13 protein-coding genes are annotated in these 21647 nt (G+C 59.4%); all 13 read right to left on the bottom strand.

Going from position 1 to position 21647, the window contains the following annotated elements; all coding sequences use genetic code 11:
- Positions 1-52 precede the first annotated feature (52 nt).
- On the bottom strand, positions 53-1120 hold the full coding sequence (locus Q5H92_RS07595) for a Gfo/Idh/MocA family protein (protein WP_305010905.1): 1068 nt from the start codon (positions 1118-1120) through the stop codon (positions 53-55).
- A 169-nt stretch (positions 1121-1289) separates the two neighbouring features.
- On the bottom strand, positions 1290-1916 hold the full coding sequence (locus Q5H92_RS07590; RefSeq protein WP_305010904.1) for an L-rhamnose mutarotase: 627 nt from the start codon (positions 1914-1916) through the stop codon (positions 1290-1292).
- Between the two features lie 119 nt (positions 1917-2035).
- The gene (locus Q5H92_RS07585; RefSeq protein ID WP_305010903.1) at positions 2036-4189 is read right to left on the bottom strand and encodes an alpha-L-rhamnosidase-related protein; all 2154 of its coding nucleotides are present in this window, start codon (positions 4187-4189) and stop codon (positions 2036-2038) included.
- A gap of 160 nt (positions 4190-4349) precedes the next feature.
- Entirely contained in the window at positions 4350-6227 is a 1878-nt protein-coding gene (locus Q5H92_RS07580; RefSeq protein ID WP_305010902.1) for a right-handed parallel beta-helix repeat-containing protein, read from the bottom strand.
- A gap of 144 nt (positions 6228-6371) precedes the next feature.
- Positions 6372-7766, bottom strand: coding sequence for an alpha/beta hydrolase family protein (locus tag Q5H92_RS07575; protein ID WP_305010901.1), 1395 nt, complete (start codon positions 7764-7766; stop codon positions 6372-6374).
- 173 nt (positions 7767-7939) lie between these two features.
- Positions 7940-9070 (bottom strand): sialidase family protein, encoded by a 1131-nt coding sequence (locus tag Q5H92_RS07570; RefSeq protein WP_305010900.1) that lies wholly within the window; start codon positions 9068-9070, stop codon positions 7940-7942.
- Between the two features lie 26 nt (positions 9071-9096).
- Entirely contained in the window at positions 9097-10329 is a 1233-nt protein-coding gene (locus tag Q5H92_RS07565; RefSeq protein WP_305010899.1) for a glycoside hydrolase family 88/105 protein, read from the bottom strand.
- 252 nt (positions 10330-10581) lie between these two features.
- Positions 10582-13329, bottom strand: a complete 2748-nt coding sequence (locus tag Q5H92_RS07560; protein WP_305010898.1) for an alpha-L-rhamnosidase — start codon at positions 13327-13329, stop codon at positions 10582-10584.
- A 323-nt stretch (positions 13330-13652) separates the two neighbouring features.
- Positions 13653-14387 (bottom strand): FRG domain-containing protein, encoded by a 735-nt coding sequence (locus tag Q5H92_RS07555; RefSeq protein WP_305010897.1) that lies wholly within the window; start codon positions 14385-14387, stop codon positions 13653-13655.
- 59 nt (positions 14388-14446) lie between these two features.
- Entirely contained in the window at positions 14447-15442 is a 996-nt protein-coding gene (locus tag Q5H92_RS07550) for a toll/interleukin-1 receptor domain-containing protein (protein WP_305010896.1), read from the bottom strand.
- Between the two features lie 36 nt (positions 15443-15478).
- The gene (locus Q5H92_RS07545) at positions 15479-16618 is read right to left on the bottom strand and encodes an acyltransferase family protein (RefSeq protein ID WP_305010895.1); all 1140 of its coding nucleotides are present in this window, start codon (positions 16616-16618) and stop codon (positions 15479-15481) included.
- A gap of 161 nt (positions 16619-16779) precedes the next feature.
- The gene (locus Q5H92_RS07540; protein WP_305010894.1) at positions 16780-19572 is read right to left on the bottom strand and encodes a glycoside hydrolase family 2 protein; all 2793 of its coding nucleotides are present in this window, start codon (positions 19570-19572) and stop codon (positions 16780-16782) included.
- A 173-nt stretch (positions 19573-19745) separates the two neighbouring features.
- Positions 19746-21596 carry a sialidase family protein gene (locus Q5H92_RS07535; protein ID WP_305010893.1) on the bottom strand — a complete coding sequence of 617 codons (1851 nt, stop codon included), beginning with the start codon at positions 21594-21596 and terminating at the stop codon, positions 19746-19748.
- Between the last annotated feature and the right edge of the window lie 51 nt (positions 21597-21647).

Here is a 21647-nt window from a genome sequence, read left to right as displayed (position 1 = left end):
CACGCACCGCGCGGACTCGCAGAGTCCACGCTACAGGTTGTTGGGTTTATGCTTAAAGCGAAACGCCGTGCTCAGCCAGAATATCCTGCACCTTCACCGGCTGGCCGGTGCTCAGCGAGCGGTCCATGGCCTGCAGCAGCGCGATGGTACCGATGCCCTCTTTCAAATCGGGAAAAGCGGTGAAATCCTGCTCGATGGAATCGGCGAAATACTCCAGATAATTCTGGTATTCGCCGGCATGGTGGCTCTTGCCCTCAAAGCGGAAATAGTGCTTCAGCTTGTGCTCCCAAGTGATAATTCTTTCCTCGCCCGTTTTATCAGTAATGGCGTAGCGCAAATCCATGTAGTCGCCCTGGCTGGCGCCTTCGGTGCCGCGCAGGATGCAGCTCATCTCCGAGTCACGCGTCACGGGCTGCACGGGGCCGGTGTAGCAGCCGCTCACGCGGGCCACGCGGCCGTCGGTACTTTTGAAGATGAAGTGCATGGTGTCCTGGTGCTTGAGGCCGCCCTTAGCGCCGTTGCTGCTGAGCATGCCGTAGCCCATCACCTCCTCAATATTGGGCAGGTACCAGCGGATAAAATCCACCGGGTGGCTGAGGCCGCCGTAGAGCCACTTGAAGGCGTTTTCCAGGGACCAGCCTTTTTCCAAAAACCAGCGGTGGTCTGCATGGTAGTAGGCTTCTATGGTAATCAGCTCGCCGATGAGGCCAGCCTCGTAGTCGGCCCGCTGCCGCTTCATGGGCTCGAAAAAGCGCGAGCTTTGGCCCACGAACAGCTTTTTGCCCGAGGTCCGGCTCAGTTTCAGCAGTTCGTTGGCTTTGGCTAAGTCATCGATAAACGGCTTGGTGCACACCACGTGCTTGCCCGCCCGCAGCGCCTGGGCCACGTGCTCGGCGTGCAGGTGGTCGGGCGTGTAGATGGCCACGGCATCGATTTCCGGGTCATAGAGCAGGTCCTGGTACTGCGTGGTGTAGTGCGGAAAGTTGAATTCTTCGGCGCGGTGCCGGCACAGGTCTTCGTTGCGGTCGCAGATGGTTTTGAGTTTCCATTTCGGGCTGTTCAGGGCGGCCGACATGGTGCTGCGGCCTTCGCCGAGGCCCAGGATTCCGAGGGTTAGCATTATGGTGAATTATGGGTTTTGAACTATGAATTACGAGTTGCCGCTGGTCGGCCACATTCGACCGTTATGCTGAGCGAAGCCGAAGCATCTCTGCCGGTGAACTCACTGCTGACGTTTGCAACGAAGCGGTAGAGATGCTTCGACCGCGCTCAGCATGACCGTTAACTTTTCATTTTTTAAGCGACACTGGTTGCTTCGCCACTACCGGCTTTAGAAATACCCACGTTTCCCCCGGCTTGGTGCCGGGCAGGCCTTCCTGGTACTGCTTCATCAGGGCGTTCCAGTCGTCCACGCGCGGGTTGTTCAGCGACGTTTTAGGGTTCAATTCATCAAGGCTCGCGCCGTGCGGAATGCTGATGACCAGCACCAGTTGCCGCCCCTGCCGAAACACCAGCAGCTGCTGAAAACTGGCGTTGCAGAAGCCCTGCGCCACTTCCGGCCACTTTTGGAACTGCGTGGCGTGGTGGCTCAGGTACTGCTGCTGCTTTTTGGGGTTCTTGACCAAGTTAGCCGTCAGGATGATGTTGTCCCACTGCCGGGCGGTGATTTTATCGGCGCAGTAATGCCGGTCGAATTTGTAGAAAGGCGTGGGATAAAGCTTCACTTCATTGCCAGCGTAAATAGCGGCCAGGTTCTTTTGCAGCGCCCGGATGCTGGCAGTTTTGCCGTAGACAACTAGATGGTTTTGCCAGCTGTACACGGCCGTGGCTGGCAACTGGTATTTGCGGCACAAGGCTACCAAGCTACCGGGCGAAACCGGCGCTTTTCCAGAGCCAATAATTTCGATAACCGACATCTTTTCTCCGGCCTGTGCATGGGTTAGCAGCGGCAGTAGCCATAGCAGCAGGCCGAGCAGGCGGCGGTTCCCGCAGAGGGGTATAGAGGATTTTGCAGAGGTATGCAGAGGACCTTCCATCACAAAGCCTGATAAGTCACCACGTACTCGCGTCCTTTTTCCAGCGTCAGCTCATACTGCCCGCTGCCTTTCGCCACGATTTTGCTGCTTTTGCAACTCGGTTTCGACTTGCTGGCAAAGCGCAGCGTACCGGTGCCCACGGCGCCTTTTACCTTGAGCTGCTTGGGGCTGGCGGCCACCGTAATGTCACCCTGCGGCGTTGGCACGGTGCCTTCCATCCAGGCCAGGCCGCCGAGGCTGGGCACGATTTCGTAGGTGGCGTAGCCAGGCGTGAGGGGTTTTACGCCGAGGTAGTACTTGCCCAGCAGGTAGATGGGGCTAGCGCCCCAGGCGTGGCAGAGGCTCTTGCCGAAGGGCCGGCCATACATGGCCAGGTGCTCGGTGCCTTTTTTAGTCGGGTCGTATTCTTCCCAGAACGAGGTGGCGCCTTCGTTCAGCATGCCGCCCCAATACGCCTTCATTTCCTTGAGCACGTAGGGCTGCTCGCCCATCGCGCACAGGGCTTCCAGCTCGTAGAAGCGCATGTAGGGCGTCGTGATTTTGGGCACCTGCGGGTTCAGGAGCACCGATTTCTTTACCTGCTGCTCCTGCTCGGGGCTGAGGTAGTCGAAGAAGATGGCAAACATGTTGGCGTAGCGCGTCACGTTCTCCGTTGGCTGACCGCCGACGCGGCTATGCACCAGCGCGCCTTTGCCGGCATTCCAGTAAGTGGCGAAGATTTTGGCTTTGAGGTCGGTGGCCAACTGCTGATATTTCTGCGCGCCGGCCTGGTCATCAACTAACTTGGCGCACAGGGCCATGCTCTCGAGGCTGCGGCAGAGCAGCAGCTGCTCGAAGCTCACTTCGCCCTTCTTGCTCAGGCCATCGGCCCAGTCGATGAAGACCCAGTCGCCGGCCAGGCCTTCCATCAGGCCGTCCTTGTTGCGGCGGCCGAGGCAGTAGTCCATCAGGCTTTGCATGCGGGGGTAGAGCTGCTGCACCTGGGCCTTGTCGCCGGTGTACTGGTAGGCATCGTACACGCTGATGAACCAGTAGAAGCTGTAGTCCATGATGGTGTTGATGTGGCTGGTGACGGGGTCTTTGCCGCGCAGGGCAAACTGCGTGCGGTTCACGGTCGGCGTGTCGAAATACAGGTAATAGTTCATCAGATAGCTCTGGTAGGCGTCGCCCGACCACACCCACCGGTCGCGCTTGATGCCGTCGATGAAAAACTCTCTCGTGTTGAGGTGCATGGTGTAAGCCGCCACGTCCCAGATTTTATTCAGCTGCGCGTCGGAGCAGCGGAATTTGCCCCGCTCTGCCACCGGCGCATACTCATACAGCAGCGACACCGAATCGAGACTCACCCCCACCTCGGGCCGGATATTCACGTAGCGAAACGCCTTCGACAAGCTCGTCACCCGGTCGCCTTTTTGCGGCTGGTCCACGGCCAGGTATTCCAGCGTTTCGCAGGTTTCGGTGGCTAAGGCTTCTTCTTTCGATTCGCCGAAATACACCGCCACCTGGCCCTTGCCTTTCACCCCGTGCAGCTTGATGTAGCCGAAGGTTTCGCGCCCAAAATCCGCCACCAGGCCCTGCGCCGTGCGCTCCACGCGGGCTGCCCGCCGCACCTCCGTCGGCAACTTAAAAGCGGAGGGCCGCGCCTCCGGCGAGTCGAAATTCCAGGCGCCCGCCTGCAGCCAGGTGGTGCCCGACTGGTCAGACGTTTTGCCCGAGGCGTCAATCCACTCCTTGTCCTCGTAGGTCACTAGCCACGACGCATCGGAGGCAATGGTTTTGCCGCGCACGAACACCGTGGGCGGCGTGGCTTGGTTGTACACTTTGATGTTAATCCGGTGCTTGCCGGCCGGCACGGTCAGGCGCGTGGGGGCGCCGGTGAGGGGCTTGCCGTCGAGCTTCACGTTGTACTGGCCCTCGGTGCGCAGCTCCACTTCTTCGGGCTGCGCAAGGTCGAAGTCCTTGTGAAAATCAATGAGGACGTAGTGGCTGTCCATTCGCCAGAACACGGGAAAGAACGTGCCGCGCTCGGTGCGGCGGTTCTGCATCTGGTTGCCCAGCCAGATTTCGTAGTCGCCGGGGTACCAAATCCAGGTGGCTTTGGATGTGGCGGTTTGGGCTTGGGTAGCGGTGGTCAGCAGGAATAGAAGCAGCATAGCTGCAACTCGTTTCGGGTAGGGCTTTATCATCAGGTGGGTTGATTTATTCTTTGGTCATGCATAGCGCAGCGAAGCATCTCGCTCGCTCCATTGCAATCAGTATTTACTACTGCACGCGAGATGCTTCGCTGCGCTCTGCATGACGTTCTCTTCTTGTTCATTTCTGGGCTGAAGCTTTCCGTAAATCCTGATATCCCGCCTCCAATCCCGCCGCCTGCTTGATGGCCTCGCTCACCGTTGGCCCGTTATTCTTCCATACATTGCCCGGCCCGTTGGCATTGGCGAGGAATTTCTCGGCCGGGCACCAGTTGTCCTGCACCGTGATGTTGGACGACCCTTCGTCCAGATAGAGGTAGAACCAGTGGTCGGGGTCGTGCACGTAGGGCGCGCGGCCGATTTCATCGACGCGGTTTTCGCTGATGACCGTGCCTGGCTGGGCCGAGAGGGTGTACACGCCCGCCACGTCGTAGGTATGCTGGGCGTAATGGTGGATGTAATTGGCCAGCACGCGGTTGTCGCGCATGGCGTTGGCAGTTTTGGTCCACCCCCATCCCAGGCTGATGCCGGTGTAAGGCACCTGCGCTACTTCGTTGTGCCGAATAGTCACGCCCCGCACAAATCCCGCGGCAATGCCCACCGCGCCCCAGTCCTCGTTGCCGCAGTCGGTAACTAGGTTGTTTTCCAGCAACTCGTTGGCGCAGATTTCCCGCTCGTCTTTTGGGTTGTAGGGCAGGTGCGTTTCCACACTTTCGTCAGAAAACTTACCCATTTGCACGCCGTTCACCGCCACGTCGCGCACGGTACAGCCGGCGATGACGTCATCGTGAGTGCCGCTCTGGAAATCCAGCGCCGTCGCGCCCATGTGCAGGAACTGGCAGCGCTCGAAGCGGGTGTGGTGCGCATTCTGCACCTCCACCCCAGCCGGCGGCCGGCCAATCCAGGCCTGGTTTTCGAGGTCTTTTTTATCGGGCGTGCCGGGCTTGGCTAGCGAATAGCCATCCAGCAAATACATGCCGGCCTGCAAGGGCACATGGCCCTGCTCCGAAGGCCGCAGCCAGATGGTGTAGGCGAAAGTCAGCCCCTTGAACTGCACGTAGCTCACCGGCTGGTCGAGGGTGCCGGCTACCCGCAGCACCGTTTCCAGCGCGGGCGCTACCACTTGGGCGGTGGCCAGGTTTTCGGCCGGCCGGGGCCAGTAATAGACCTGCCCGTGCGGCGCGTCATAAAACCACTCGCCGGGCTGGTCGAGCAACTCGATGGCATTGGTCAGGTAGAAGGCCGAGCTGCCGTTCTTGCCGTTGATGATGGGCCGCGGCCAAGGGTGCTCAAACTGGATGCGGCTTTCGGGCTCCTGAAACGTGAGGCGGGTTTTGTCGCCGGCTGCGGTCAGGGTTTTCACGCGCAGCACGTTCACGGCCCACATCTGGTGCAGCACCATTTCCAGCTGGCTGGGCTGTTTCACCGCACCTAGGGCGGCGGTTGGCACCAGCGTTTCGCGCTTGTCGGTGTCCCAGTTGAGCAGGCGGGGCAGGTTGTCATTGTTGGGAGTGCGGGCGCGGGTGGCTTTTCGGCCATTCACCCACAGCTGGCGAAAATTGAGGGCGCGGCCGGCTAGCAGCGGCGCTGCGGCCACCCATACCTGGCCCTGCGCGGCAGCCGGCAGGCCGGCAATTCTGCCCACGGCTTTGTGCCAGCCCGTTACCGATACGCCGCCGCTCAGCACCGGCTGCTCGCCCGGCGCGGCCTCAATCACGGTAGGGCTGGTGGCGGTGCCCGCGTCTTCGGGGCGAAAAAACCACGGTTCCGTCAGGCGGTATTCGCCGCCCTTTAGCCAGATATGCACGCCGTCGGCCACTGAGGCATCGTGCAGGCGGCGCAGGTCGCGGGCATGGCGAAGGGCGGCATTTGGGGTGGACAGCGGCTGGGCCTGGGTGCCGGGGTTGCGGTCGGAGCCGGTGGGCGCTACCCAGATGTCGGCGGCGTGGACGGGCGCGGTGGCTAGCAGGGTGATGGCGATGAGTAACGTTCGAATCATGCTGAATGTAGCGTGGACTCTGCGAGTCCGCGTAACGAGCGTAGCGAGTATCCTCGGCTGCACTTGAATTATATTAAAAATCAACCGAAGCAAGCATCAATACTCGCTGCGCTCGTTGCGCGGACTCGCAGAGTCCACGCTACATCACGGTGCCACCGCCTTCGAGAAAACCGCCTGCAAATCCTCGAAGCTGTGCAGTGCATTGGCCGGTAGCCCCTCGCCTTTCGGCCCGAAAACCCGCTGTGCTTCCTCCTTCTCCACCGTCACGTGCGACTCGTCGAGCTTGCCGGTTTTATCCTCCGCAGCGGCCAGGTTCAGCCCCAGGTTCTTCGCCATAAACTCGTACATGGCCTGCCGCTTCGAGGGGCCATAGTCATGGACTTCTTTGGGCAGATGCACGTTCTGCACGAAGTCGGTTTTGCCGTAGTAGCCGTAGATTTTCTGCAAATAAGGATACGCGACTTCGGGCGTCTGAGCGGTCCAGTCGCCGCCGTCGGTAATGGCGAGTTGAGGGCGCGGGGCGGCCATGGCGGCGATTTCGGCGTTGTTGGTGCCGTTGCCGCAGAGGTGCACGGGCTGGCCGCTTTCGCAGGGGCAGCCGCCACTATGGTAGGTCGAGAGCATTACCACCGGCACGCTCACTTTAATGCGGTCGTCGAGGGCCGTCAGCAGCATGGTTTGGCTGCCGCCGCCCGAGCCGCCGGTGATGGCCACACGGGTTTTGTCGGCATCTTTCAGCGACAGCAGGTAGTCAAGCGCCCGCTCGCCGTTCAGGGCCTGCACCGTCATGGCAAAGCTGCGGCGGTGGTCTTCGCCCTTGAATTGCAGCAGCGACTCGCCCCAGGCAAACAGGTCGTAGCTATACACCATTGCCCCCATGCGGGCCAGCGTAGCGCACCGCAACTGCGCATCGGCCCGGTAGCGCCCGTCGCCAAAATGCCCATCGGGGCTGATAATAACCGGGATTTTACCCTTGGCTTTGAGCGGCTTGTAAATGGAGCCGGTCATGTAGTAGCCCGGCAGCGTTTCAATGGCCACGTTCTCCACCGTGTAGCCGTTAAACTGCCGCTTGTTGGTAATGATAGGCTTGCTGGCGGGCTTGGCTGGCATGGGCGACAGCCGCAACGCCGACCACATGCAACTGCGCAGTTCGGCTTTGCGCTTCTCCCAGGTAGCCGCGTCGTGGTACTTGCTGGCGAGCTGCGCCAGCTGGGCTGCGCCTTCGTCGGGCGTTTTGAGGTGGTATTGGAAGGTTTTGAGCTTGTAGTTTTTGTCGCCGGTCTTCGCCGCCTGATAGTCGAACGGGGCCAGCACGCTACGCAGGGTTTCGTCCACGTCGGGGCGGAAGCGCCACTCGGCGTAGGTCACGTACTTGTCCTTCACCATGGCCGCGTCGGGCCGGATTTTCACGCCGTAGCGCTGCTGAATCTCCTCCAGCACCTGCTGCAACGGCTCGCGGTACTGGTCGTCGGAGTTCTGCGCCTGGGCAGCGGTGGTGAGGAAAAGCGAACCTAGGAGCAGGCGGAAGAATCTGGACATGGGTGGGAAAGCTTAAATAATGAGCCAGCGAGCGGATGCCCGGCCCCGGGAACCTCACCCCCGGCCCCTCTCCAAAAGAGAGGGGAGCCATGGCGGCGCGTTCGTTAAAAATCGTCAGGCTCCCCTCTCTTTTGGAGAGGGGCCGGGGGTGAGGTTCCCCGCGTGAGTCGTCCTCAATCCTTCGTAATCTCCGCCTCACCCACCGGCGCTTTGTAGCCTTTCATGGCCGGCCACACGCCGTTTTCAATCTTCACCAGCTTCATCTTTTTAGGGTCGAGCACGGCGTGTTTGATGCGTTGGCGCCGCCAGGTGTACACGAAATGCACCAGCCCGTCTTTGGTCTGAATGACCGACGGGTACGAGTACTGGCTGATGGGCGAGTCTTCCAGAATGGCCACGGCGTACCACTCTTTGCCGTCTTTCGACACGGCCACATTTAGCGGCGTGCGGGGGCCTTTGGCGAGGGTGCCGGGCGGTAACACGTGGTTATACACCAGCAGTTGGCGGCCGTCTTTCAGGGTCACGGCGTCGGTGCCGGAGTTGTTGTTGGGCAGGCTGGTTTTGGCCAGCGGCGACCAGGTTTTGCCCTGGTCCGTCGACCACGTTTCGAGGATGGCGCGGTCACGGCTGCGGCAGAGGGCTTGCAGGCGGCCATCCTTGTAGGTGAGGATGCTGGGCTGAATCGCTCCCTGGGTCGCGCCGTTAAGCACGGGCTCGGTCTTCGTCCAAGTCTTACCGAAGTCCGGCGAAGCCTCAAAATGCACCAGCCAGCCGCCGCCGCCCTCGGTGCTGGTGGGCGAGAGCAAGGTGCCGTTTTTGAGCAGCACGGGCTTATTTTTCACCGGCCCGATGTAGCCTTCCGGCAGCGCCTGGGCCGCCGACCACGTCAGGCCGTTGTCCTGGGAAGTGCGCAGCCAGCCCTTCCAGTCCGAGGGTTTTGGACCGATTTTGTAGAACAGCAGCAACTCGCCGCCGGGGGCCTGGTAGAGCACCGGGTTCCAGGTAGGGTAGCGCAGGTTTTCGTTTTGGATGCCGTTGGCCACCTCCACGGGGGCGGTCCAGTGGCCGTTTTCCTGGCGGCTCACCCAGATGCCCACGTCGGGGTTGCGCTCCTTGGTGCCGCCAAACCACGCGGCCACAAGGCCCTTCGGCGTCTCGGCGATGGTGGCGGCGTGGCTCTCGGGGAAGGGCGCTTTTTCAAAGATGAATTCGTCGGTGACGATGCCCTGTTTCCACGGCTGCGTTTGGGCCGATGCGCCGTGCGCAAGCAGCCCGAGGGCCAGTAGCAAAATGGGGTTTCTCATGGCGATATGTTGGATGGCCGGGGCCGCTATTTGTTGAGTTCGAGACTAGCCAGGATGAACGGGCCTACCCCTTTCAGGTCGTTGATTTTGATGCGCTCGCCCACATAGTACTCGTAGGAGCCGTTGCGCTCGGTGCCGGGGCCCAGGCCGGCTACTTCGCACACTTGCAGCAGGTTGAGCTCGCCGTCGGGTTTGACTTCGATGAGCTTTGTGGTGATGCCGTCGAAGCCTTTTTGGGCCACCGAGCGGTATTTTTTATTGAGGTAGCCCTTGTTCACGCCCTTGGCCAGCGTGTACACGAACATGCACGAGGCGGACGCCTCCAAGTAGTTGCCGGGCTGCCCACCTTTATCCACCACTTGGTACCAGAGGCCCGAGGCGGGGTCCTGATACTGCTGCATGGCCACGGCCAGCCGGTCGAGCACCTGCACCAGTTTGGGGCGGTCGGGGTGCTTGGCGGGGAGGTAGTCGAGCACATCCACCAAGGCCATGCCGTACCAGCCGATGGCGCGCCCCCAGAAGTTGGGCGACTGGCCGGTTTCGGGGTTGGCCCAGGCTTGCACGTGCTTCTCGTCCCAGCCGTGGTAGAGCAGGCCGGTTCTGGGGTCGCGCAGGTGCTTTTCGAGCAAGAGCAGCTGCTTGGCGGCCTCATCAAACCCGGCCGGCTCCTTGAAATACGCCGCGTATTGGGCCACGAATGGACTGGCCATGTAGGCGCCATCAAGCCACATCTGGCTGGGGTATTTCTTCTTGTGCCAGTAGCCGCCGTCGATGGTTTTAGGCTGTTGCTGAAGCTCGGCGTGCAGCTTTTGCAGAGCAATTCTGTACTTCTCCTGCTTGGTATCGGTGTAAAGCTGGAACAGCACCTTGCCCGAGTTGATGTTGTCGAGGCTGTTGTCCAGCGGCTTGTAGTCTTTGTTGTGAATTTCGCCCTGGGCATCCACCATTTTGTCGCCGTACTGCTGCAAGGCGGTGCGCAGGCGCGGTTCATGGTTCTGGTGCTCCAACGCCTCCAGCGCGTGCATCAGCAGCCCCTGCGTGTAGCCCCAGGAATCGGGCAGCGCAGGGTCTTGCAGCCACGGGCTCCGCTTCAGCACCGACAGCGCCATGCGCTCCGACCACTTGGCGGTGGTGGGGATTTGCGTGGCGGTGGGCGTTGGGGTTTGGGCGTGGGCGGCTGGGGTGCTGGCCAGCAGCAGCGCGGAGGCTACGGCTAGGGCCTTTATTTTCAGCTTGTTTATAGCTCGTATTTGATTCATTAAGCGGAAGTCTAAATAATTAGAACGTGGGGGGATAATGCAAGAAGCTCGCCGGACGGGGCGCCTCATCCCCTAGCCCCCTCTCCGAAAAGGAGAGGGGGAATTAGCCCTAGCTTTTAGCCTTAGCCCTAGTCCGGTAGTCGTCTGGCTCCCCCTCTCCTTTTCGGAGAGGGGGCCGGGGGGTGAGGCGCCCCATTGAACGGAGCGGTAGAGATGCTTCGCTGCGCTCTGCATGACATTCTTATTCATTTCTCACATCTTCGCCACAAACGCATACTCGCCCGACCCAATCTCAAACACCGCCCTATCCCCTTCCATCCGCAAAAACTTAACTCCAGCCACGTCAGAAGCCTTTTTTCCGCCCTCCGTCACGTCTTTGGCATCCTTGGCGGGCAGATACACCAGCGCCTTCACGTTGCCCGGCACCGTGATATTCCAAGTGAAGCGCTTCGCCTCGCGCTGCCAGCTGCTGCGGATTTCGCCGCGCACCGACTTATAAGAAGCCTTCACCGAAGTTAAGCCGTCAATCAGGGCCGGCTTCATTTCCAGCTGCGAAAAGCCCGGCGCGGCGGCCTTGATGCCGGCCAAATCCTCGTAGTACCAAATCAGCAAATCGCCGAGCAGCATCACGTGGTTTTGGGAGTTCATGGCGGGGTCGGCGGTGTTGCCGTTCCAGAGCTCCCAGATGGTGGTGGCGCCGTTGGCGGCCATGTAGCCCCAGCTCGGGTAGTCGCGGTTGGTGGCCAGCTTGTAGGCAATGTCGGGGCGGCCCTCGGCGGTGAGGCCGCGCATGAGCCACTGCGTGCCGATGACGCCGGTGCTGATGTGGCCCGTGTTTTCGACCAGGATTTTCTGCGTGATATTCTGGAAAACCTTGCCGCGCTCGGCATCCGGCGTCAGGCCGTAGGCCAGGGGTAGCAGGTTGGCCGTCACGGTGTTGTTGCTGTACTGCGCGGTTTGGGCGTTCAGAAATTTCTGGTTGAACGCATCCTTGATTTTAGCCCCCAGGGCGGCATATTCCTGCGCATCAGCGGGCTTGCCGAGCACGGTGGCGAAGCGCTGCATTAGCGTTAGCATGTGATAGTAGGTGCTGGTGGCGATGACCTCGCCGCTGGTGTTGCGGGCGGGGTCCTGCGAGTGAATCAGCTTGGCCGATTCGGGCGGCACGCACCAGTCGCCATACTTATCCTTGGTGACAATGTTGTTGTCCGTCATGTAGTTGGCGCGCATGTAGGCCAGCCAGCGGCGCATCGAGCCGTAGTGCTTGGCAATGGGCTGCGCGTCGCCGAACTGCTGGTAGAGCATGTCGGCGATGGTGAGGTAGGTGCCGGGCCAGGTCACGTTGTCGCCGTAGTAGCGCCAGAAGGCGGGGGCCACGTCGGGGATGCTGCCGTCGGCTTTCTGGGCCTGCGCAATGTCGTCCAGCCACTTGGCGTACAGGCGCGAATTGTCAAACACGAAGCTTTCGCCGTAGGCCCCGGTGGTGCGGTCGCCGAGCCAGGGCTGCCGCTCGTTGCGCTGCGGGCAGTCGATGGGCATGCCCTTGTAGTTGCTCCGAATGCCCCAGTAGGCGTTGCGGTAAATCTGGTTGATGGTGGCGTTGGAGGTCGCAAACTCGCCGGTCGTGGCCATGTCGTCGTACACCACACGCCCGTCGAAATCGGCCAGCGTGGGCGTGCCGGGGTAGCCGCTGATTTCGACGTACCGGAAGCCGTGGAAAACGAAGGTCGGCTCCCAGGTTTCGCGCCCGCCGCCGCGCAGCGTGTACACGTCGGTCACGCGGGCATCGCGCAGGTTGGCCACGTACAGCTCGCCGCTGGCTTGTAGGGTTTCGGCAAAGCGCAGCGTGATTTTGTCGCCCCGCCGGCCGGTGGCGCGCAACCGCAGCCAGCCCGCCATGTTCTGGCCCATGTCAAGGATGAACTTGCCGCCCGCCAGGGGCTTGAGGGCCACTGGCTTCAGGGTTTCCATTACCCGCATGTTCTCGTTCATCTGGGCCTCGTAGGCGCCGCCGGGCTCCTGCACCAGCTCGGTTTTCAGCCAGCTTTTGGCATCGAAGCCGGCCGTGGCCCAGCCGGGCATTTCCTTGGTGGCGTCGTATTCCTCGCCGTCGTACTCGTTGTTGGTGCGGATGGGGCCGTCGGCGGTGGCATGCCAGGTCTCGTCGGTTTTGATGACCTCGTGGCTGCCGTCGGCGTAGGTCACGTCCAGTTGCATCAGCAGCTTGGGGTAGCCGAAGGTCTTGATTTTGTACGGCTTATAGTTTTGCCGCATGGCGTAGAAGCGGCCGTTGCCGAGCACCGCGCCCACGGCGTTGGCCCCCGGCCGCAGCAGCGCCGTCACGTCGAAGGTGTTGTACTTCACGCCCTGGGTGTAGTCGGTGGGGCCGGGCGCGAGCACCTGGTCGCCCACGCGCTGCCCGTTCAGGTACAGCTCGTACAGCCCCAGCCCGATGATGGAGGCCGTGGCCTGCGTCACCACCTTGGCGGCGGTAAACTCCTTGCGGAAATACCGCGCCGACAGCCGCGCGTGCGACTCCTCCTTGTCCCAGGCAAAGGCGTGGTCGAGGCCAATCCAGCGGCCTTTCCAGTCGAGGTAGTTCAGCAGGCCCATGCTCCAGCGGGCCGGCGCGCTCCACCCCGATTCGCCCTGGGTGGTCCACGTCCGCACCTTCCAGTAGCAGCGGGTGCGGCTGCGCAGCGGCGCGCCTCCGTAGGCCACCAGCCCCGACTGCCCGCCGCCGACCTTGCCCGAATTCCACAGGTCGCCCTCGTCGGCGGCCAGCTTCTCGGGCGTCGAGGCCACCAGCAGCTGGTAGGCGGTTTGCGCCAGGCCGCGCGCCGGGCTGCTCAGCTCCCAGCTCAGGCGCGGGGCGGTAGCGTCGATGCCCTCCGGATTAGTCAGCAACTCGCAGCGCAGGTGCGCCAGCTGCACGGCGGCCGGTGCCGCTGCCTGGGTCCATGACGGGCCCACCAGCAGTAGCAGTAGGAAAAAAAGCAAGTGTTTTTGATTCATAGTCAGGGCCTTCCCCCTCCGGCTCCCGCGCCGGCTGCGCGAGAAAACCCGCCGCTTGGCAGGCCTGGGCCGTGGGGGTTGCGCGGGGCGCATTTGGCACCCCAAAGTCCGACTTTTTTGCTGCTCTTTATTCTAGGATGTTAGCACGAATCTTCACGATTTGCGCAAGGTGGCGGGAGGATGGTGGAATGGGGGTATGATAGAAGTTGGGTGGTTTTAAATATGTAATAGGTGTATTCCGAATTTAAGGAATCAAATTCATTTTACAAGCAAACATGCACACCTTTTTTTTGTAGTAATAGATACTTCTACTGTAATCCAATAGATTTTTTAATAAACTCCGCTATGCCTGCTACGTCAGGATATACAGTGAATTCATTTATATTTGCCAATTTCAAAAACTCTTTTGCAGATGGAATTGCCTCCTCACTAATCGTAATTTTTTTAACGACTTTGGGGAATTGCGTTTCTATAGGTTGCGTGTTATTATGATGAACAGTAAATGTTCCTCTTTGAGCAATGATTCTGTCATTCTGAAAAACAGGCTCAACTGCTATGGGTGATGTTGCCTTAAACGGCTTTTTATGCCAATAAATATCCGAGTATTTAAAACTATCTTCATCATATGGCAAGCGATAAATCTTTTCCCTACCACATTCTTTATTAAGTTGTAAAGGGTCCAGAAGATAAATCGCCGAATCATCTACACCATTATTGCTATTAACCGCAAAATACAGAGCGACTCCAAACGTTTCCGACCAATCCAAAAGCCTTGTCGGAATATGGTAATGTTGCATATTAAATAATGTCTCCCATTCACTAGGATTTGCGTGAAATATCTTCTCAGAAAATCGTCGAAAAGTATGAAACATTTCCTCTTCTTTGCTCAGGCCATTATCAAACCTAAGCAAGCTTGGAAGCAATGTGTACTTTGCATTCCCTTGCCCTCTGAACCAAATGATATCAGGATTACCCAACTGTTCCGTTGCGCTGTGAACGTTACTTAAAAATTCTATCCACTTAGGATGTGTCAGCAATTGCATATTAGGTTTTTTAAAAAAAATTCAATCAATGTACACTATTACTGAGGGGATATGGGCAATCAGGAAAAAACCGGTTTCACGTACTCAATAAGCGAGACACTACCTTGAATGTCTTTCACTGTAACCTGCATAATAATACCATCACAATCCTCCAAATCCATAGGCACATTCAATTTAAATGATGCAGGCTGCTGTTCACCACCGTTTATAGCAATGTTATCTGCATAGAGGTACTTTCTATGCAAAGTATCAAGTATTAGGTTAAGCCTGCCTTTTAAACCAGGAATAGAACATGAACTATCACAGATAATGGAGCCGACATTTTCAGATGAATGCATTTGGAGTTGAATATCACCTGTCGGGTCAATTTTCTCTACAGTGAATGCAGGAAAGTTACTATTGGCGAAATACAGCTTATAATTTCTTCTCGTACTAATCTCAAATTCATATTTTCCTTTTTCATCAGAATTCCCCTTTAAAAATGTATTGTTATCAGCTAACAAAAAAATGCTTGAGTTTTCTAATAATTCATTATTTTCATCCTTTACTGTTACTACAAACTGCGCTGGTTCCGCTTTAGGAACTGTTACCATTGGCGACAAGCTTCTACGTATGCTTTCACTGGGCACTGTTCGTCCGCTCAATACTAATTTCTTGCAAACTGTTTCTACAAACTCAGATACTGGTTTATCCTTTAAAGAAATATACCCAACTGTAGGGAATATTCCGGGTATTTCTGTTGAATCGAATCTTGCAGGCAAGATGTATTCTTGATTTTCTTGAAAGGCTCTGCTCTGCATTGCCTGCCGTTCAAGATTAGTCCAAAGCTTCCTATTATAATGTTCAGAAACAAACATTATAGTATAAAATGCTTTATTACTATAAACATCAATTAGGTAGTCATATAAATTCTTGCCCCACAAATTAGCTTCTTCAAATTTATCATAAAACACTTTGATTCCTTTCGCCCTCAGCATATTCGCAACATTATCAACGTAAGCGCGGTCTTCACCAGCAAAGGAAAGTGCGATATCGAATTCGGTTTGCCTTGTCATTTGATTCAGGACATGCTGAAGCCCGAACTATAGACTTCAATGTTTTGAAGGCAAGATAGCACCATCCACCAGCACCTTCTTCTTCAACCAAGCTCGCACCGGCTCGTCGTACCATTTCAAGCAAGCGTAGGCAATGGCTACGGCGGCCAGAAAGACCAGCGCCGCCACGGGCCAGCCGTCGCGCAAGGGCACTTTGTGCGCCGCGACCCAGGCCGTGTAGGTGTAGATGAGCGGATAGTGCGTGATGTAAATCGGGTACGAAATATCGCCCAGGAAGCGGCACAGCCGTTGGGCCGGGGCCGAGCGCACCGCCCCGCTGGCCCCCAGGAAGATAATACCGGGGAAGACAAGCAGGATGCTGAGCGCATCGTAGAGCCCATTTTGCCACGGGTGCGCGGGGCTGCCGATGCGGGGCATGGCCAACACCCCCACCACCAGCAGGCTGCTCCACCCAAAGGCATTGGCAATGCTACGCAGCCGGGCCAGCCGAAACAGCAGCAGCCCCGCAAAAAATGGGTACATCATGCGGGCGAAGCCGATGTGCAGTTGCTCCGGCTCCAGCGACCAGCCGCCAATGACATCGCCCTGGGGGCTGGTGACGGCCAGGTGCAGCAGCGCCCCCGCCGACAGCACCACCAGCCCGGCCAGCGCCACGTTGGAGAAACGGCGCACGACAGTGGCGTACAAGACGTTGGCCACGTACTCGAAGAACAGCGACCAGCCCGGCCCGTTGAGCGGATAGGTTTCGTGCCAGCCCCGAATGTCGAGGGCGGGCGGCACCGGCACCATCAGGCAGCCCAGCAGCAGCACGAGCAGCACCAGCCACCCCGGCGTGGTGGCAATGGCGGGGAATAGGCTACCCGCCTGGAAGTAATATAACCCCGCCCCAATCAGCATCCCCAGCACCACCATGGGTTGCAGCCGCACCAGCCGCCGCGTAAAGAAACCGCCCACTGTGAGGCGGCCCCACCGGTCGTCGTAGGCGTAGCCAATCACAAACCCCGACAGCAAAAAGAAGAAATCCACCGCCAGGTAGCCGTGGTTTATCACCTGGTCGAGGTGGCTGGTGGCGTGGGCCTCGCACAGGTGAAAGGCCACGACCATGAGCGCCGCCACGCCCCGCAGACCATCGAGAATGGGGTAATGGGGCTTAGTGGGGAGCGGGGTGGATGGCATGCGGGCGGGTGGGAAGGGACGGCTGGCAATATACAGCCGGTCATGCTGAGCGCAGCCGAAGCATCTCTACCGCATTACTAATCCTGACGCCGGGTTTACTGCTGCACGCGAGATGCTTCGGCTGCGCTCAGCATGACCGTTCTGAGGTGGTGACTGCCCTCCTACCGCTTACCGGCTGCCGGAGCCGGCGCATTATCGCCCGAGAAATCGAAGTACAGCGTGATTTCCTTGGCGTACGAGGGGTCTTTGCTGTAGTCGTAATACATGTTGGTTTTGCCCATGGGGCCCATGTTTTCGGCTTTTTGCGACTTGGTACCGATGGGCGTGATGCCGTGCATGAACGAGAGGTTGCCGCTGGGGAAAGCCGGGGCCGTGTTGTAGGGCTTAGCGGCGAAGCGGGGCGTAAAGAGGCGCAGGTACACGTCTTCCTGGTCGCAGAGGATGGTGAGGGGCTGGCCGGTGGTTTGGAGCGTGAGCCAGTAAAAATTAGAGTAGTATCCCTTGAATTCGGGGTAGAGCGGGCTCTTGGTGCCGTCGGGCTCGCCGGTGCTGGTGTTGTTGTAGGCCTTGGTCCAGACGCCTAGGTTGGTGCCTTTCAGGCGGTCTTTCCAGACGCGGTAGGGGCCATCGCCGCGCCACTGGATGCCTTTTACCTCCTTTTCGGGGTAGCTGAAGCTGAGGCCGGCCAGAGCAAAATCGTAGTCTTTGGGGAAGTACTTGGCGGTCATGCGGACCCAGCCGGAGGGGTACACCGTCCATTGCAGCGACTGGTAGCGGCTGGCTTTGCCAAACTTCGCATCAATGACCACGTTGGCGCCGTCCTGGTGCTGGGTGAGGCCTTCGAAAGCGGCTTCGCCCTCGGCCAGCACGGGGCCGTTGGTGAGCGGGATGAGGCCTTTGGCGTTGCGTACCTGGCGCAGCAGGCCGGTTTTGCGGCTGAAGGTGAGCGTGACACCGTGGGCGCTGGCGGTGTAGAGCGAATCGGTTTCGGTGAGGGTGGCCGTGCCGGAGCCGGTGGTAACGGCCAGTCGCTGGGCCACTTGCGCGGGGCGGGCAATGGGCCAGCTCCAGGTGTAGATTTCGCGGCCGGTAGGGTCGGTGGCGGTGATGTAGAGCACATCGGCCTGTGCCCAGTCGGCGGGCAGGCTCAGCTTGAGCGGGCCGAATTCGGTGGGCGCGATGCTGGGCGCGGCGATGCTACCGGTGCGCGCGGTGGGTGCGGCGCTGCTGCCGGGCGCGGGTAGTTGGGCCAGCTTCCAGGTGAATTTGCAGGCGCTCAGGTTGGTGTAGGTGAAGCGGTTCTGGATGCGGAACGTGCCGTCGAAGGCGGGCGTGATTTCGCGGCGTTCGAAGAAGACGGGGCTCCATACTTCCTTGATGGTGAAGAAGCTGCCTTCCTTCTCGCGGTAGGGGCCCACGATGCCGTCGGGGCCGTGGTCGCCGTCGGTGTCGAGGATGCCGCCTTTGTCGGTGCGGACCACGGCAGCGTCGGAGAAGTCCCAGAGGAAGCCGCCGGCCGAGAGCGGCTCGCGCCACATTTGCTCCCAGTAATCTTCGAGGCCCGCGCCGTGGCCGCCGTCGTAGAGGCCGTGCAGGAATTCGGTGGGGAACACCACGTTGTGGCCGTGCAGGTGGGTGCCGTTGCCGTAGTCGTAGTTGATGTAGTGCTGGGTGTCTGTCCCACGGAATACCTGCCAGGCGTGCACCACGGGGCGCTTTTGCAGGTCGAGGCGGTCGAGCACGGGGTCGAGGTCGAAGTTGTGGCCGCCCTCATTACCGTTTATCCAGCCGATGATGCTGGGGTGGGTTTCGTCCTTGGTCACCATTTCCTCGCTGAGCTTGGTGCCAGTGGGCGTGTTGTAGGTGGCGTGCCAGCCGGCCAGCTCATCGAACACGAAGAGGCCGAGCGAGTCGCAGGCTTCTAGGAAATGGTCGTCGGGCGGGTAGTGCGACATGCGCACGGCGTTCATGTTCATGTCCTTCATCAGGTTTACGTCCATTATGCTCAGCGCCTTGCTAGTAGCGCGGCCCGAGCTGGGCCAGAACGAGTGCCGGTTCACGCCCTTAAACTTGATTTTCACGCCGTTGACGTAATAGCCCTCACGTTCGCGCAGCTCCACGGTGCGGAAGCCGAAGCGCTGGCTGAGGGTGTGTACCGTTTGACCGCCCTTGCGCAGGGTAAGGGCTAAACGATAGCGGTTGGGCGTTTCGGGGGTCCAGAGTTGGGGGTTGGGAATGCTGGTTTGCAAGCGGGTTGGCGCACCGCCAGCCATCACCGAGGCGCGAAACTCCCCTCCTACTTTCTGCCCGGCCAGGGTGTAGAGCTGACCCACGACCTCATCGGCCGCCGCGCCGCCCGCGTACACGTCAGCCTTGAAACTGCCATCGGCCCGCGCATCCAGCGCCACGCGGCTGATGTGCGCGGCCGGCAGCGCCTCCAGAAAGACAGGCCGGAAGATGCCGCCGAAAATCCAGAAGTCACCGCGCCGCTCGGCATCGTTCACCGATTCGTTGGCCGAGTGCTTGCTGACTTTGGCTTCGAGTAGGTTGGTTTTGCCGTATTGCAGTAGCTTGCTGATGTCGTACTTGAAGCGGTAGTACGAGCCTTGGTGAACAGCGCCAGCCGATTGGCCGTTGATTTTCACCTCGGTATCCGTCATCGCGCCGTCGAAGACGATGTTCACCACCTTGCCCTGCCAGTTGGCCGGCACCTTGAATTGGTACTTGTAGAGGCCGCTTTCCTTGCCGCGGGTAGTGTCTTTGTTATGCCCGTAGTTGTATTTGCCGAAGCCTTGCAATTCCCAGTTGGAGGGGACGGGGATGGTGGTCCACTTGCCCGAGTTGCGCCCGGCGGTGCAGAAGAACTGCCACTTCACAGTGTGGTCGCTGCCGGTGCCGGAAAGCAGTTGGGTTTCGGTGCGCTGGGCGTGAGCGTGCGTAAAAGGCAACAGCAAAAGCAACAGTGCGACAAGTTTAGCAACCTTGGATAATCGTGAGGGCATGCGGTATGATATGTAGAGACGCGACACTTCGCGTCTCAATCGTTGCTGATGTAGTTTGGACTGCGGCACCTGGGCCGTTCAACGAGGAGACGCGAAGTGTCGCGTCTATACATCGTTCTACTCGCTCAATTAGCGCCCAGTCCTTTCGCAGCCGCGTCAGGCATGGATGTTTTCAATGTCTTCAGATAGAACACGGCCTCCGGCTCCGAGTCGCCTGCTTTCGGCAGGTCATACTCTTGGTCGGCCGGGGTATCGGGCGTGGGGAAGTGGCGGGCCTCGCCGGTGCGGAACATGATGCGCTCGAACGAGGCCACCGGGGCATAGAAAATGAACGTCCCGGATGGCTTGCCATTGATAGCCACGGTGTAGGAGCGAGTATCGACATCGAGCGCCACCTTCACATCATACTGTTGACCGGCAACGTACTTCGTCATGTTCTTGAAACGCGAGCCGGCTTTGTTGCGGAAGTTTCCCTCGGCATCGAAGGTCAGTTGCACGGCCGGTGAGCCTTTGATGTCTTGAAACTCAATTTGCAGCAGGCCCTTGTCGTTTTGGGCGGGGACTACCGAGAACTCAGCCGTCAACTTTTTGGCGTTCGGGATGATGCGCTCGGCCTTGGCGTAGTCGAATTTATCGGAGTCTTTGAAGACGAGGGCCTTGGTACCATCGGGTAGCTTGCCGATTTCGACGGGGGCTTGCACCAGACTGTAGGTATTCCAGTTAGTCAATTCCTGGCCAGCGGGGAGTTGGGTGAAGTCATCGTTGGCGGGCGCGGTGGCGGTGGCGCGCACTGGCACGGGCACCGAGGCAATCCACAAGTCTTCCTTGTTCACGCTGTAGGTCACCCAGAGGTTTTTATCGGGCGGGATGCCGTCGCCTTCCTGGATGCCGCGTACGTATTGCGGGCCGTAGCTTTTGTAGGCACCGCCGTAACGCATGGGCGTTATCTCGCCGTGCACCAGCCAGAGGTCGGTGTAGTCGAGGCCGTTTTCGCTGGTCGAGATGCTCAGCGGCCAGCGGAATTCTGAGGGATTGTACACCGTGGCGTAGCGGCCGTCGGTGGTGCGCTGGCCCCAGATTTTGGCGTTGCTGTTCACGAAGTGCGGGGCGCGGATGACCGGGTTGGGCCAGGTTTTGCCGCCGTCGGGGCTGATGGTGGTGAGGGCGTGCTTCCAGAGGCCCACCACGCGCTGCCCATCGGGCAAGTGGTAATAGCTGAAGGCCTTGTAGTCCTTTTTGATGGGAATCAAGGGGTCCTGGCGGTCCTGTTCTTCTACCATCTGCTGCATCATCAGCGGATTGGCCAGGATTTCCTCGCAGGCGGCCACGAAGCCTTTGTCTTTGCTGGTGGTGTAGAAGGGGTAGGTCGATTTCGACTTGTCCCAGGAGGCGTTATTCCGCAGGAAGTAAATCGGGCCAAACTTGCCGCCGGGCAGTACCTCGCGCACCACCCGGCCGATGCCGTGGCCGTCGTTCGGGTCGTCGTGCGGCTCGATGACAATCCCGTAATAGCCAAGGGTAAGCAACCGGCCTTTCTTCGACGTGTAGAAGCCGATACGCTGGTGCATTACGGCATAAAGGTCCTTGGCGACTTTGCCGGGGTGGCCTTCTTTGGTAGTGCCGTCGGGGATTTTGTAGGGCGGAAAAATGACCGTCGGGTTGGTCCAGGCTTTGCCGTCCTTCGAGGTCATCAGCAGCGTGCGGCCGGGCGGCACGTGCTCGCCCACCGGGTTGCTGAGGTATTGATAGTAGAATTGCCCGTTCCAATAAGCCAACATGGGGGCGTGGTTGTAGGTCCAGCCCTCGCCGTTAGCAGCGTCGGGGTGCTCGCGGTTGGCGCGCAGCACCTGCCGGGCGTGCGTGCCGATGGCCGGCCGCAGTTGACCGTGGTGGTAGTCCACGTTGCTGAGCGTAGTGCCGGTGTAGCGGATGGTTTCGGGCGCGGTTTGAGCTTGGGCGCCGAGGGCTGGGAGCAACGCCGCCAGCACTGTAGCGTGGACTCTGCGAGTCCGCGCCTTGCCAAGCCG

The organism is Hymenobacter mellowenesis (genome assembly GCF_030581005.1).
GTDB lineage: Bacteria > Bacteroidota > Bacteroidia > Cytophagales > Hymenobacteraceae > Hymenobacter > Hymenobacter mellowenesis.
This window is presented reverse-complemented; position numbering and strand designations above follow the sequence as displayed.

Excerpts from the sequence above, each read along its gene's own strand:
- Q5H92_RS07590 (WP_305010904.1), bottom strand. The coding sequence starts at position 1,916 with ATGTCGGTTATCGAAATTATTGGCTCTGGAAAAGCGCCGGTTTCGCCC.
- Q5H92_RS07550 (WP_305010896.1), bottom strand. The coding sequence starts at position 15,442 with ATGACAAGGCAAACCGAATTCGATATCGCACTTTCCTTTGCTGGTGAA.
- Q5H92_RS07555 (WP_305010897.1), bottom strand. The coding sequence starts at position 14,387 with ATGCAATTGCTGACACATCCTAAGTGGATAGAATTTTTAAGTAACGTT.
- Q5H92_RS07595 (WP_305010905.1), bottom strand. The coding sequence starts at position 1,120 with ATGCTAACCCTCGGAATCCTGGGCCTCGGCGAAGGCCGCAGCACCATG.
- Q5H92_RS07585 (WP_305010903.1), bottom strand. The coding sequence starts at position 4,189 with ATGCTGCTTCTATTCCTGCTGACCACCGCTACCCAAGCCCAAACCGCC.
- Q5H92_RS07570 (WP_305010900.1), bottom strand. The coding sequence starts at position 9,070 with ATGAGAAACCCCATTTTGCTACTGGCCCTCGGGCTGCTTGCGCACGGC.
- Q5H92_RS07575 (WP_305010901.1), bottom strand. The coding sequence starts at position 7,766 with ATGTCCAGATTCTTCCGCCTGCTCCTAGGTTCGCTTTTCCTCACCACC.
- Q5H92_RS07545 (WP_305010895.1), bottom strand. The coding sequence starts at position 16,618 with ATGCCATCCACCCCGCTCCCCACTAAGCCCCATTACCCCATTCTCGAT.
- Q5H92_RS07565 (WP_305010899.1), bottom strand. The coding sequence starts at position 10,329 with ATGAATCAAATACGAGCTATAAACAAGCTGAAAATAAAGGCCCTAGCC.
- Q5H92_RS07580 (WP_305010902.1), bottom strand. The coding sequence starts at position 6,227 with ATGATTCGAACGTTACTCATCGCCATCACCCTGCTAGCCACCGCGCCC.